Here is a 14253-nt window from a genome sequence, read left to right on the forward strand (position 1 = left end):
AGGACCCGGCCCGGCCTACCGCGTCGATGGTGAAATGGACGGTGACAGGGTGCTGGGGATGCGCGCGCCCGAGACGAGGCTGCGGTCGAGGTCCGCCACGGTCGCGGCGCCGAGCAGGGCCATCGCGCGGTCGAACTCCGCGCGCAGCAGCTCGATCACCCGAAGGACACCGGCCTCACCACCCGCGGCGAGCCCGTACAGGTACGGCCGACCCACGAAGACACCCGCGGCGCCGAGGGCCAGCGCCTTGGCCACGTCGTTGCCGCGCCGGACGCCTCCGTCGAGGAACACCGCGAGCCGGCGCGCCGCCGCGTCGACCACCTCCGGCAGGATGTCGATGGTCGCGGGGACGCCGTCGAGCTGCCGTCCACCGTGGTTCGAGACGACGACCCCGTCGACGCCCAGCTCGACGAGCCGGTCGCACTCGTCGGAGCGCATCAGGCCCTTGAGGAGCAGCGGGCCCTCCCACAACGACCGGATCCGCTCGACGTCCGCCCAGGTGACGCTGTCCGACGACGACGCGATCGTCGCCCGGGTCTGGTCGAGGCTCAGCGGGGCCGGCCGGGCCGCACTGGCGGGACTGGCCGCACTGGCCGCACTGGCGGCGCCGAGCTGGCCGCGCAGGTAGTCGACCTTGCCGCGGACGAAGTCGGCTGCCCACGCCGGCTTGCCGGCCCCCTGCAGCAGCGTCCTGGGATGCGGCGGCCGACTCATCAGCTTGTTGCGCGTGTCGCGCTCCCGGTTGCCCAGGACCGGCGTGTCGATGGTGATGGCCAGCGCCCGGTACCCGGCCGCCGCGATCCGCCGGACGAGGTTGCCGACCTCGCTGCGGTCGGGGGGCAGGTAGAGCTGGTACCACAGCGTGCCGGTCGAGCGTGCGGCGACATCCTCCAGCGGGAAGGCCGCCACCGTGCTCTGCATGTACACGACGTCCGCCCGCGCCGCGGCCCTCGCCACGGCGATCTCCGCGGACGATCGGGCGAGGCGACCCGCGCCCGTGGGCGCCAGCATGATCGGCATCGACAGCCGCTCGCCGAACACGGTCGTCGACAGGTCCCGGGTGGCGACGTCGGCGAGCGGCCGCGGGCGGAACTCGATGCGGTCGAACGCCGTGCGGTTACGCCGCAGCGACACCTCGTCGCCGGCTCCGCCCGCCAGAGCGTCGAAGACCACCCGGGGAAGCCGGCGGCGCGCCAGCTTCCGGACGTCCTCGACGTTGACCGCGTCCTGCACCCTCACGATCACGAACCTTTCGCTGTCGGCGGGTCACGGGATCGCGTCCTCCCGGCCGCCGGGATTGTTCAGTCACGCCAGGAGGACCGACCCGGCAGCCGTTCACGCCCCGCGGGAGCTGGTACGGCCGGCGAGGACCGCCCGGATGTCGGCGGCGATCTCGCTGACGACGGGTTCGCGCAGCACCGTGTCGTGGTCGCCGCCAACGGTGCGGTAGGTCGCCTCGCCGGTCAGCAGCGGGCGCCAGACATCCCGACGGTGCGCGGGCGAGGCGGTCGCCGTGTAGACCAGCGCCCGCCCGTTCCAGGGCCTGGGTCGGTACAACCTGGTGAGCACCCGGGACTGGTCGTAGAAGACGTCGTACTGGTTCATGCCCTTGAACTGGACGACGCCGGCCAACGGAAGCTGGGCCGCGCGCCAGGCCCGGCCGAGCAGGCCCCGGGCGGCAATCCGGGCGGCAGCCCCCGCGGCGCGTGCCGAGCCCGAGACCGACCCCCCGGCCTGGTCCGTGGCTGCGGCCGGCGAGGCCGCGGCCGAAGACGAGGTCGCGACCGAAGGTGAGGCCGCGGCCGGGCTCCCTGGCAGCGCGGAGGGCAGCACCCCGCCCGCGAAGACGCCGCCGGCCGGGTCGGGCGGGAAGCTGTCGATGAGGATGAGCAGCTCGACGTGCCCGCCGGCGTCGGTGAGCAGCCGTGCGGTCTCGAGGGCGACCAGCCCGCCGAAGGAGTGGCCGGCGAGGTGGTAGGGGCCGGCGGGTTGCAGCAGGCGCAGGGTGCGGGCGTGGCGGCGGGCGGCGGCGTGGATGGACCAGTCGGGCAGGCCGCGGTATTCGAGGCCGTGGGCCTGGATGCCGTAGACGGGGCGCTCGCCGTCGAAGTGGCGGGCAAGGCCGAGCATGCCGATGGCCAGGCCGCCGGCGCCGCAGAAGCAGAACAGGGGCCGGCCGTCACCGGTGGTGCGCAGCGGGACGACGGTGGGGTGACGCAGGACGTCGGTGCCGGCATTGCGCAGGCGGGCGGTGAACTCGGCGACGGTGGGGGCGTCGGCGACGGTGGAGGTGGGCAGGTCGACGCCGAGCTCGTCGGCGATCCTGGTGAGCAGCTCCTCGGCGATGAGGGAGTCGCCGCCGAGTTCGACGAAGTCGTCGTGGATCCCGACGTCGTCGAGGTGCAGGGCGGCGGCCCACACGCCGGCGACGGCCTCCTCCCACTGGTCGCGCGGCGGATTCTGGTCGGGTGTCGGGCCGGCGGGGGCCGCAGGCAGGTTCAGCCGGTCGACCTTGCTGCGGTCGGTCCTCGGCAGGGCGGGGACCAGCATGACGACGGCCGGCACCATGTAGGACGGCAGCTTGGCCCGCAGCAGGCGCCTGATCGAGGCCGGCGAGACCCGGGCGCCGGTCGCGGGGACGACGTAGGCGACCAGGCGGGTGCGCTGCGTGCTCCGGTCGGCCACGACGACGGCCTCGAGCACGTCCGAGCTCGCCAGCAGGGCGGACTCGATTTCGATCGGCTCGACGAGGTACCCGCGGATCTTCACGGCCGCGTCGTTGCGGCCGACGACCCGCAGGTGGCCGCCGGGGTCGATGCGCCCGAGGTCTCCGGTGCGGTAGGTGGGCGTGCCGTCCGGCCCGACACCGAACCGCGCGGCGCTCGCCTCCGGCGTCCGCCAGTAGCCCCCCGTGATGAAGTGGCCCGCGACGACGATCTCACCCGTCTGCCCGGGTGGCATCTCGGCGCCGTCCGGCGAGACCACCCGCACCGCGACGTCGACCACCGGCCGCCCGGCCGGCATCACGCCGTCGGGCAGGTCCTCGTCCGACCAGATCGGGGCGCAGGTCGCCGTGCCGAGCTCCGAGGCCCCGTAGGAGACCAGGAACGCCGCGGTCGGCGGCAGGTGGCGGCGGGCCAACGCGACGTCGCGGGCGTAGATCGCCTCGCCGACCGACATGACGAACCGGAGGTCGTCGAGCACCTCGTCCGGCTCGAGGCAGCCGAACACGGTCCGGATCAGCGCCGGCGTGGCCACGATGCCGGCCGGCCGGATGGTGCGCAGCCAGTCGGCCAGGTCACGCACGCCGCGGACCCGGGGGTCATACATCTCGAGGGTGGTGCCGAAGACCAGGCCCCCGACCATCCGGTTCATCCCCGAGATGAACGAGTAGGGCAGCAGCAGCGGCAGCCGGTCGCCCGGGACCGGCCGCATCACGTCGCGGACCTGGATGGCGTAGTGGATGCCCAGCAGGGCGCGGTGGTGCCACACGACGCCCTTCGGCACCCCGGTCGACCCGGAGGTGAAAATGAGCACGGCCGGATCGGTGTCGGCCCGGCGCGGCGCGGTCGACGCCACCCGGTCGGCGAGCGCCGGGGACCAGTCGGCGGCGCGCTCGTCGCCGACGTCGACCGTCGCCACGATGCCCGGCAGCGCGGCGGCGGTCCGCTGGTCGGCGGAGCCGGCCGGCCCGGTGACGCACACCGGGGCCCCGGCCAGTCCCACGACCTGAGCGAGGCGGTCGGAGGGAGTCAGGCCGTCGAGGGGAACGCAGGGCCGGCCGCTCGCGATGACGCCCAGGACGGCGGCGATCCCGCTCGCGTCGTGGGGCAGCAGCACCGCGACGGGCGCATCCGGGTCGGCCGCGGCCGGCTCCCGCAGGATGCGGTCGGCGACGACGTCCACCCAGGCGACGAGCTCGGCGAAGGTGACGGCCCGGTGCGCGTCGCGGACCGCCACGATGTCGCGGCAGACCGCGGCGACGGCGCGGATCCGGTCGACGACGTTCCCGAACCGGTCGTCGGGACGCAGCGGCGGCGGCACCGGCGGCCCGGCCGGCGCTGGCGGCGGCACCGGCACCGGCGGCCGCACCGGCACTGACACCGGCTGGGAGAGCGGGCCTTGCCTCATGTCAGCCAGGTCGATGGCCCCTGGACGGACGGTATTGTCATGGCGCCTCCCGGGCGGGCATTGGTATGGGAGCCGTGACCGCGCGCTCCGATCGGTACAGATTCAACACGAACGACTTTGCGACCTGCCACCCACCTCCGTAGTAGTCATTAACGTAAATGCATGGTTGCCATGAACCCCTGCTCTCGCGATTCGGCCTGCCACGAAGCGCCACCGCATCCTGGCGCCGCCAGGTCTTCGGTGCCGGTGGCGGAGTTCACACGAATCCGGTGGCACTTACGACTCACCCCTTCCATCGAGATCGAGGAACCGCACCGGGCGAGGAACTACCACCGGGGCGCTGTATCGACGACGCTCACGTCAATGTCTACCGGTGACTCCGGGCCCGGTAGAGGCAGGCCCGTCGACCGGCAATCCCGAGGTACGTTTCCTTGACGAACCAGCGATCGACCTACCTGTGCCCGACACCGCGGCGGGCGACCGGGCCGGCGCCTCGACCATCGCCTGATCATGCCTGGCGACCGGCGCGGAGACCCTGCCCCCCGGGCATGCTCGCGCGTGCCCGGGCCGCCTCCCGGCGCGGGTGGCGGCGGGCTCCGGCAAGGTCCTTCCCTGAACACCCGATCGGTTGGAGACTTTCGTTCTGTGAGCATCCTCGACGACGCCCGTGAGGGCATGGACCTCGACGTCCGACCGCAGGACGACCTGTTCGGCCACGTGAACGGCCGGTGGCTCGCCGAGACGGAGATTCCGTCCGACCGCTCGAGCTGGGGCCCGTTCGTGCAGCTCGCCGATGCCGCCGAGCAGCAGGTCCGCGACATCATCACCGACCTCGCCGCGCAGGACCCGGCCACCCAGGGCGAGGACGCCCGGAAGATCGCCGACCTCTACAACTCCTTCCTGGACGTCGACGCGATCCAGGCGCTCGGTCTGGACCCGGTCCGGTCCCTGCTGGATGCCGCGCGTGGTCTGGGCGACGTCCGCGACCTCGCCGCGTTCCTCGGCGAGCTCGAGCGCGACGGCGGCCCCGGGCTTTTCGGCTCCTACGTCGACACCGACGACCGCAACTCCGACCGCTACCTGTTCCACCTCAGCCAGGGCGGCCTCGGCCTGCCGGACGAGTCCTACTACCGCGACGACCGGTTCGCCGAGACGCGCGAGAAGTACGTCGCCTATCTGACCCGCATGCTCGGGCTGGGCGAGCATCCCGACCCCGAGGGCGCCGCGCAGCGGATCCTCTCCCTGGAGACCCTGCTCGCGAAGGGCCACTGGGAGCGGGCCGAGACCCGCGACGTCCAGAAGACCTACAACCTGACGACGGCCGAGGAGCTGGCGGCGCTCTGCCCGGCCTTCGCCTGGGACGCCTACATCACCGGTCTCGGTGGGCAGCTCACCGGCCCGCACGCGACGCTGGCGGAGACGTGCGTGCGGCAGCCGTCGTTCTTCGCGCACCTGTCGACGGTGCTGACCGACACGCCGATCGAGGCGTGGCGCGACTGGGTGGTGAGCCGCGTGCTGCGTTCGGCCGCGTCGTACCTGCCCGACCCGTTCGTCGAGACGCATTTCGACTTCTACGGCCGCACCCTCAGCGGCACGCCCGAGCTGCGGGCCCGCTGGAAGCGCGCGGTGGGGTTCGTCCAGGGCGCGATCGGTGAGGCCGTCGGCAAGGAGTACGTCGCCCGGCATTTCCCGCCGCGCGCCAAGGCGCAGATGGACGACCTCGTCGCGAACCTGCTCGCGGCCTACCGCGCGTCGATCTCCCGGCTGGACTGGATGACGGAGGAGACCAAGCTCCGGGCGTACGACAAGCTCGAGACGTTCCGGCCGAAGATCGGTTACCCCGACCGGTTCCGGGACTATTCGGGCCTGCGGGTCCGCCGGGACGATCTGATGGGCAACGCCCGCGCCGCCGCCGCGTTCGAGACCGACCGGCAGCTCGCCAAGATCGGCTCGCCGGTCGACCGGGACGAGTGGTTCATGCTCCCGCAGACCGTCAACGCCTACTACAACCCGGGCACCAACGAGATCTGCTTCCCGGCCGGCATTCTGCAGAAGCCGTTCTTCAGCCCCGACGCCCATCCTGCCGAGAACTACGGGGGCATCGGCGCGGTCATCGGCCACGAGGTCGGTCACGGTTTCGACGACCAGGGCGCGCAGTACGACGGCGCCGGCAACCTCAACGACTGGTGGACCCCCGCCGACAAGGCTGCCTTCGAGGTGAAGTCGAAGACGCTCGTGGAGCAGTACAACGCGTTCGAGTCGCGCAACCTGCCGGGCGAAAAGGTGAACGGCGCACTGACCGTCGGCGAGAACATCGGCGATCTCGGCGGCCTCACCATCGCGCACCAGGCCTTCGTCATCTCCCAGAACGGCGAGGCGTCGCGCGACGACCGGCGGCGGCTGTTCATGAACTGGGCCTACGTGTGGCGCACCAAGCGGCGGCTCGAGCTCGAGCGGCAGTACCTCACCACCGACCCGCACAGCCCGCCGGAGCTGCGCGCCAACATCGTCCGTAACCTCGACGAGTTCCACGAGGTCTTCGACACCGTCCCCGGCGACGGGCTGTGGCTGGACCCGCCCGACCGCGTCCGCATCTGGTAGGGGGCCCGCGGCAGCGCCTGACGGCTCATGCCCGTCGGTAGCGGCGGGACGGTGCCGTCGGCATCGGGGGGCGGCGGCGCGCGCAGGGCGGGGCGGGGGCCGTGCTGAGGCAGCGGATGAACGCGTTCTTGTTCGCCTGGCGGGTCTCCCCCAGGCCGAGCAGGCCGCCGGCGACGGCGATCAGCGCGGCCACCGCGGTGAGGATCGCCGGTAGATGCGACGACGCACTCCCCTGCTGTCCGTCATGGTCGGGTTGTACGCTGCCCGCCGCCACCGGTATGGGGTCCGTACGCCACACCACCGAACATGATCAAGAAACTTAACACCTCAGCTCATGATCATCGTTTGCTGTCGCGGTGACGGCAAGGCCGCCGGGTGGCCCGGGGGGATCTCACCCCCGGGCTCCCACAGAACGGAGCATGACGATCTCTCGTCACTCCGCTCTTCTCACCTGATCCGTCAGAAATCGGGCATCCACGCCCAATGGGCGAACAGCCGGGGCTGCCTTCGCAGGAGCCCGTTCCACCATCGCTTGGCGCGCTTGAACGCCCTCAACCGTTGGAACTTCCGCCGCGCCCACCGCACCAGGTAGGTGTTGATGCGTCGCAGAAGAACATACATCTCGGTCCGGTAGAATCTGCCGTAGTAGTTCATCCAGCCACGGATGACAGGGTTCATCCACACGGCGATTTCCCCGATGTCCGAGGTGGTACGCAGGTGCAGCCGCCAGCGCCTGACAGTACGGCCCTTGTCTTTCAGGGCCTCCCCGCTCATCGCCGGCAGGAACGCGGTGAACATGCTCCCGCCGTCCTTCGTCGGGGCCTTCCGGGGGCGGAACGTATAGCCCAGGAACGTGAACGACGTCTGTTCATGGTTCTGACGCCGTTTCCGATCCTTGCAGTACACTATTCGCGTCTTGTCGGGATGCACTCGCAGCCCGACACTGGCCAACCTTTCGGTCAGTTCCCCCAGCAGCTGCCTGGCCTGCCGCTCGGTCGCGCAGTGCGCCACAACGTCGTCCGCGAACCTCTCGAACGGGACAGCCGGATACTCCCGGACCATCCACAGGTCCAACGCATAGTGCAAGAACAGATTAGCGAGCACGGGTGACACGGCCGATCCCTGGGGAGTACCGCGATCCCGTTCCACCAGCCTGCCATCGGGCATCCGGATCGGCGCTTTCAGCCACCGCTCCACATACAACACCACCCACTTTTGATCGGTGTTGGCCTTCACCGCCTTGACCACCAGATCATGATCAACCGAATCGAAGAAGCTCTGGATGTCAAGATCGATCACCCAGTTCTTCTCCCAGCACCGCTGGCGGCACTTCTCCACCGCCATCAGCGGCGACCGCCCTGGCCGGTACCCGTACGAGTCCTCATGAAAGATCGACTCGGTACGGGGTTCCAGGTGCCGGGCCACCACTGTCTGTGCGATTCTGTCGGCGACGGTGGGAACACCTAGCATCCTTGTCCCTCCGCCGTGCGGTTTTGGTATCTCGACCGCCCGAACCGGAGGCGGAAAGTAGGTCCCCGAGGACATCCTGTTCCAAATTCGGTACAGGTTGTTCTTCAGATCCTTCTCGAAGTCCTCGACGGACCACCCGTCCACCCCGGCGGCACCCTTGTTGTCCCTGACGTTCTCGTACGCCTCCCACACCAGTCGCTTCGATATATCGAACGGTTTACTTTCCGGATCCAACTTGCCCACTCGTGTCCTCCCAGAAGAATATTCTGGTTGCTCGTCCTCCCGGAGGGAGCCCCTCCGGTTGCTCGTGTGCGCAAACCACAGGTGAGCCGACCCCTTCGCTCCGCTCCCATTACAGAAGCTTCATCACTACTACGAGTCGGTCCGCCAGCGCGCATCGCATCGGTACTCAACGCCTCACGGTTCCCGCCGCTCGACGCACTCCCTCTCGGAGCCACCGTCATCTTTGCCCGGTGGACCCTGTATCGACGCGCGCCTTCTCACGTTCCGTACAGGAGCAGCAGACCAGAATCCCGCCGCCTGCATGCCGGACGCCACCTGGCCAATAGACGGGCACCCGCCAGGCTCATCCCGGAGTCGCATTGACACCCCGGTTTCGACGCCGTTTCCTAAATCTCGACACGTCATCAGCGGTTCACTCACGTTCGGCTTTCTGGTCCCCATCTGACGGCTCTTACACCGCCTTTTCCTCGACGCTCACCACGACAGTCGTCAACTAACGCAGCTCAAGGTGATTTGACATCTCCCCCCGCAGGGCGACGCCGGAGGGCCACAATCCTCCATCTCCTGCACAGCATCACATCGAGTAGTCGCTACCTACCGACCGACTCCTCTCCGTGTTCGTGACGCAACAATGCCACTTCCGCTAAGTTGATCAAGCTGTGACCTGGGGTTTCACCGGGTTGGCGAGTCTGATCGTGGGCGGGGCATGGTGGCGGATGCCGTGCTGGCCGGGTTTCTTGACCGGGTACTGGTTGTGGCGGGCTCGGCGGACGACGTGGGGGTAGGTGCGTTCGCGGCGGGTGTTGAGCCGGGTCGGTCGGGTGATGTCGGTGGCGATCTCGCCTTGGGTGCGTGCCCGCTGGTCAGGGGGAAAAAGCCGGGTCGGTGGCGACCCGGTCCCGGATGATCCTGACAGTGCGCTTGAACTTGATCCGGTCGGGGTCGATCCCGGCGGCGGTCGCGGCCTGGCAGGTCAGCGCGCTGATCGCGTGGTGGGTGAGCAGGTAGCCGTAGATCTCCTGGTAGACGGTGTCGGGGTGCTTCGAGCGCAGGACCTTCCCCGGGCCGCGTAGGTAGGTCTTGAGCTGCCTGTTACCGGTCTCGTGTTCCCAGCGCTGCCGGTAGGCCCCGGCCAGCGCGGACGCGGTCGCGTCGCGTGGGTTGAGGATCGTGGTGAGCAGGGCGATGACCTCGTGTTTCCCGTCGCCGTCCCGGTCGGGCACGTCGTACTCGACGAGACGGGCGTAGCGGGCCTTCGCCGGGTCGAGTACCTCACCGGCGCGGGCCGCGGCGACCAGGGCGTCCCGCGCCTTCCCGGTGATCTTCGGGTTGACCAGGACCGTCAGGTACGAGCCGTCGGACAACGCGCGCAGCGGCGGCAGCCGCAGGCTGGCCTTGACCCGCCACAGCAGTGCCGCGCCGGTGTCCGCGGCCGTGCACCAGTCGGTCCAGGAGTAGAAGTTGCGGTCCGCGAGCAGAAGCCAGCGTTCGGCCAGCCGTGGGTACAGGGTGCGGGCCAGGGCCTGCTCGCTGGCGGGCTTCGCGCCGCCGGCCGGGCCGAGCACGGCCAGCACCGGCGCGTGCGAGGCGCACTCGGACACGGTGAGGGCGCGGACCTTCGGCAGCGCCCCCGGCGCGCCGTCGCGGCCCGCGGGCAGGCCGAACGCGGCGATGTTCTCCGCCGAGGCGGGCGCGTCCCACTCCAGTCCGTCGATACTCATCAGCCGCCACGGGCCGAGGAACGCCCCGACCGTGTCGAGGTCCGCGACCGGCCCGGCGACCTGCGAGAACAGTTCCGCCAGCGGTGCCGCACCGAGCCGCTGGCGGGCTTTGGTCAGCCCGCCCGAGGTCGGTTCCCATCGCGGCCCGACCACGTCGAGATCGTCAAGCGTGGTAGCGAGCCGGCGCGCGACCGCCTCGTAGTCGTCGTCCGCGAACAACGCGAGCGCCATCACGAAGTAGACCGCGACCCGCGGCGGGATCGTCGTGTCGCTGCGCCGGGCACCCGTCCCGGTCGCCTCGATCGCCTCGTCGACCGCATCCCGCGACACGAACGACGTCAGGACCCCCAACGAGATCCAGTCCATCAGCTGGCTACCCGTGTCCGTCACAGCCCACGATCATGCCGCCAACCAGGCAGAACCACCCGAACCGACACACCGCAACCAGTCAAGATCCAAATAGTGGAAGTGGCATTGCGGCAAGGCCACGAATGCCCGGGTCTGACATCTCGACCTTACCGGAATCGCTTCGATACGACACGTGGAGAATTGTGGTGATACCCTCGATGCCTTTGGAGAAGCACAGACCCGCGGCAGAGAGTCGATTCGGATCGCCCGGCGAACCATCGGTAACCGACGCTTTCCATCCTGCCTCACGCAGAGCCACACGATAGAAGTCCGTCACCTCGTCGACCCTGTCCGGGAAGCTGTAGGTACGCACCGCGTGCGCGGTGCCGGAACTCGCGTCGCAGCCTGAGCCCTGTTCTCGAAGACTCGCAGTAGCAGGGCGCAGCTCGAGTACCGCAAGGCCATCCAGCCGTTCGGCAAGGCGTCCATTTTGATCCGTACACCCCGACTTCGACGATGAGGCGGAAGGCTCCGAACAGCCAGCTATTGCGAAGACGCCCAGCACCGCACAGAATATGACCATCGGCGATGTCGTCTGCGTCCATGCTCTGATCGTCACAAAGACAAGTATAGTGACATCCGTCCGAGCAGGTACGGTTGGGCGACTGCTTACCGCCCGTCCAGTAGCACCTTTACGGCGTACTCGTAGGAGTTGGCAGAGCCACCGAGGACGGGGCCAACGGAGAGGAACCGGCCGGTGTTGGGGTTGCAGAGGCGGGCTCCCATGACGGGCGGGATCGGTCAGCCAGGCATTGTCCGGGCGCAGCGCCAGGATCGGCTTCGTGGTCGTGGCGTCCTGCAGCGTCGCCGGGACCTCGCGAATCCGGTCGGGTAGCCCGACTTTTGGTTCGACGTGGGCGTCGGGGTCGCAGCGGATCCAGCAGTCGGGATCTCTGCTGGACGCCGAGCGAGTTCCATGAACTGGTCCTACGTGTGCGCACCAAGCGGCGGCTCGAGCTCGAGCGGCAGTACCTCACCACCGACCCGCACAGCCCGCCGGAGCTGCGCGCCAACATCGTGCGCAACTTCGACGAGTTCCACGAGGTCTTCGTTCCGATGGGTTCACAAAAGACCCTTAACATTCAAATCCGATATCGGTTTGGCGCTGTCCGGGCCGGCTGGGGTACCGTCCCTCCCGCACCTTCACCGCGTTCGGGGAATGACCAGAAGGGATCACGAAGTGACCCAGCAGGAGCAGCAGGAGCAGCGCCGGCAGGTGGAGCAGCAGTTGCGCCGGAACTGGCAGCAGCTTCGCTACCGAATTCTCGACCAGTTCAATCAGGTCAGCTCGGCGGATCTCGATGCCGCGGCCGGCATCGATGACCTCGTCGCGCGGATTGCGGACAGGACGCACCACAGTGAGCAGTACGTCGAGAACCGGCTGCGGCAGTTGACGGGCGTCGGCGGCGGCCAGCAGGGCCAGTCGTTCGGTGCCCGGCAGTAACCAGGCCTGGCAGTAACCAGGCGAGGTGAGGTCAGGCCGATCGGGCCTCGGCGCACCGTAGGCACGCCGGTGCGCCGCCCGGCCACCGTTCGCTACTCGGCGCGCGTTCCCATAACGTCGCGTCGAGCAGCGAACGGATCGGTGGCGGACTCCGTGGTTCCGGTTGCCGCCACCGTTGCCTGGGCTGATTCCGGGCGGTCGTCGCCGTGCCCGGCTCGCGGGTGATCCGCGCTCGTCGGCGGCGCTGGTGTAGCACTGAGTTCGTGCAGCCTCTCCCGGGCGGCCGGCCGCCTTCGGTCGTCCAGCCTGTTCCGGTCGTCATCGTTCACCGTGACCAGCCTGCGCGGCTGCTCGACACGATCGACGCGTTCCGCGCGCAGGACGTCCCGGTCGCGATAACGATCATCGACAACGGATCGGCGATCCCGCCGCCGGTCGAGGCCGCCGATGTCGCGGTCGTGCTGGCCGGCGGCAACCTGGGGTTCGGGCCGGCGGCCAACATCGGCTTTCGGGCGTTCCTCGCCGACGAGGACGCCGGCGAGTGGGTGGTGCTCGTGCCCCACGACGCGCTGCCCGAGCCCACCTGCCTGAGTCACATGCTGAGCGTGCTGGCGGAGCAGCCACGAGCGGGGCTGGCGTGTGCCGACGTCGGCGACGGAGCGACGCCGGTCCTCGACCCCTACTTCGGCGGGATCCTCGCGCCCGCGCGCGTCGACGAGGGCTGGGAGCCGGCCGGCCACCCGCACGGCACCCTGATGTTCGCCCGGCGCGCCTGCCTCGACGAGATCGGGATCTTCGACGAACGCTACTTCGCGTACTGCGAGGAGGCGGACCTCGCGCTACGGGCGCGATCCGCCGGCTGGGAGTCCGGACTCGTGCGCGGCGCGATGGTCACCAACCCGCACATCAGCTCGACCTCCGCGGCGATCGACTACCTGCAGCTTCGCAACACCCTGCTGCTCGTGCGGGAGCACTCCGGCCGCTACCACGCGTTCATCCGACTCTGCATCGCGCTGTGGCACCTCGCCGCGGGCGCCGTCGTACCGGCCCGGCGCGGCCCCTACTGGCACCTCGAAGGACGCCTGCGAGCGCTCCTCGACTTCCTCCACGGTCGCTTCGGCCCGCCGCCTGCGCACCTGCTCGTCAAGCGCTGACGTCGCCTCCTTCCCGCTCGCCTCCTTCCCGCTCGCCTTCTTCCCGCTCGCCTTCTCCGGCAGGGCAACCCACGTGCTGATCGTGACCGACTACTTACTGATCGCCGGCCGGCACACCCGGGAGGCCCAGTCTCTTCGTGGTCTCGACGACGTTGCGGACGGCGGGGCTGTCCTCGCCCGTTCGCCAGATCAGGAGCTGATCCAGGCGGCCCCAGGAGGCGGGGTCCGCGAGCGGGACCGCGACGACGGCCCGGTGCCGGTATCGCGGCACCGCGCGCGAGGCGGTCAGCGCGATGCCCTCGCCGGTCTCGACCCGGGTGGCGAGTTCGTCGCGGCCGTGGATGGGCGGGCGGCGGACGGTGATGGTGATTCCGGCGGTCTGCCAGAGGGCGGCGGGATCCGGGCCGGTCAGGATGAAGGTCTCGCCGTCGAGATCCTCGAGGTCGATCGCCGATCGGCGCGCGAGGGGATGCCCGGCGGAGACGAAGACCGTGTCGAGCAGGAGGACGTCGAAGCGGTAGGCGTCGAGCCCCACGGGTAGCTCACCCCAGCACATGCCGAGGGCCGCCCGCCCGGCGAGAACGGACGCCGCGATCTTCTGGTTCGGCTTCTCCCGGTACTCGAGCCTGAGGTCGGGGTGCCGGGAGCGAAGCGACCGTACGAGCGACGAGACGACGTCGAAGTGGTTGCTGGCGTGGAGAAGACCGACGGTGCCGGCGGTGCCGTTCGCCGTGTCGGCGGCGACGGCCCGGAAGGTCTCGATGCTGGCGAGGACGAGGCGCGCCTGGTCGAGCAGGGGCCCCGCCTCCGGAGTGAGGGCCACGCGGCGGCTGGTGCGCGCGAACAGCCGGATGCCGACGCTGGCCTCGAAGTCCTGCAGGCGCTTGCTGACGCCGGAGGTGCTCAGGCCCAGCCGGGCGGCGGTCCGTCCGAAGTGCAGCTCGTCGGCGAGGGCGACGAACACCTCCAAGTGATCGATTCCCACGCGGAGGATCGTCCCCGAACGGGAAACGATGCGTCAACCGGACGACTCTTGATCCGAGGCTGAGGCAGGCGGAAGCTCGCGGGGCCGGTCGACGCG

Annotated in this window: 9 protein-coding genes; 3 read left to right on the plus strand and 6 right to left on the minus strand. The window is 69.8% G+C overall.

The features are described from left to right. Nucleotides 1-15: 15 nt before the first annotated feature. On the minus strand, nucleotides 16-1239 hold the full coding sequence (locus AC5R91_RS06915; RefSeq protein ID WP_495396310.1) for an alpha-hydroxy acid oxidase: 1224 nt from the start codon (nucleotides 1237-1239) through the stop codon (nucleotides 16-18). Between the two features lie 96 nt (nucleotides 1240-1335). After that, nucleotides 1336-4131: an AMP-binding protein gene (locus AC5R91_RS06920; protein ID WP_495396311.1), complete on the minus strand. Its 2796-nt coding sequence runs from the start codon at nucleotides 4129-4131 to the stop codon at nucleotides 1336-1338. 645 nt (nucleotides 4132-4776) lie between these two features. On the opposite strand from AC5R91_RS06920, the gene AC5R91_RS06925 reads away from it, so the two are divergent. Beyond that, entirely contained in the window at nucleotides 4777-6732 is a 1956-nt protein-coding gene (locus tag AC5R91_RS06925) for a M13 family metallopeptidase (protein WP_495396312.1), read from the plus strand. A gap of 25 nt (nucleotides 6733-6757) precedes the next feature. Here AC5R91_RS06925 and AC5R91_RS06930 read toward each other — a convergent pair whose 3' ends face one another. The 3 genes from AC5R91_RS06930 to AC5R91_RS06940 all read right to left on the minus strand — a co-directional run bounded on the left by AC5R91_RS06930 (nucleotide 6758) and on the right by AC5R91_RS06940 (nucleotide 10556). Next, complete coding sequence (locus AC5R91_RS06930; RefSeq protein ID WP_495396313.1) at nucleotides 6758-7006, minus strand: hypothetical protein; 249 nt, start codon at nucleotides 7004-7006, stop codon at nucleotides 6758-6760. Nucleotides 7007-7191: 185 nt separating this feature from the next. Then, nucleotides 7192-8445, minus strand: coding sequence for a group II intron reverse transcriptase/maturase (ltrA, locus tag AC5R91_RS06935; RefSeq protein ID WP_495392341.1), 1254 nt, complete (start codon nucleotides 8443-8445; stop codon nucleotides 7192-7194). A gap of 863 nt (nucleotides 8446-9308) precedes the next feature. Further along, on the minus strand, nucleotides 9309-10556 hold the full coding sequence (locus AC5R91_RS06940) for an IS4 family transposase (RefSeq protein ID WP_495392250.1): 1248 nt from the start codon (nucleotides 10554-10556) through the stop codon (nucleotides 9309-9311). Nucleotides 10557-11754: 1198 nt separating this feature from the next. Here AC5R91_RS06940 and AC5R91_RS06945 point away from each other — a divergent pair. Then, nucleotides 11755-12018: a hypothetical protein gene (locus AC5R91_RS06945; protein ID WP_495396314.1), complete on the plus strand. Its 264-nt coding sequence runs from the start codon at nucleotides 11755-11757 to the stop codon at nucleotides 12016-12018. Nucleotides 12019-12281: 263 nt separating this feature from the next. Beyond that, nucleotides 12282-13172 (plus strand): glycosyltransferase, encoded by an 891-nt coding sequence (locus AC5R91_RS06950; RefSeq protein ID WP_495396315.1) that lies wholly within the window; start codon nucleotides 12282-12284, stop codon nucleotides 13170-13172. Between the two features lie 94 nt (nucleotides 13173-13266). Here the strand turns inward: AC5R91_RS06950 and AC5R91_RS06955 are convergent, their stop codons facing one another. Next, nucleotides 13267-14157 carry a LysR family transcriptional regulator gene (locus AC5R91_RS06955; RefSeq protein ID WP_495396316.1) on the minus strand — a complete coding sequence of 297 codons (891 nt, stop codon included), beginning with the start codon at nucleotides 14155-14157 and terminating at the stop codon, nucleotides 13267-13269. Nucleotides 14158-14253: the final 96 nt, after the last annotated feature.

It is taken from the genome of Frankia sp. BMG5.60, assembly GCF_059428125.1.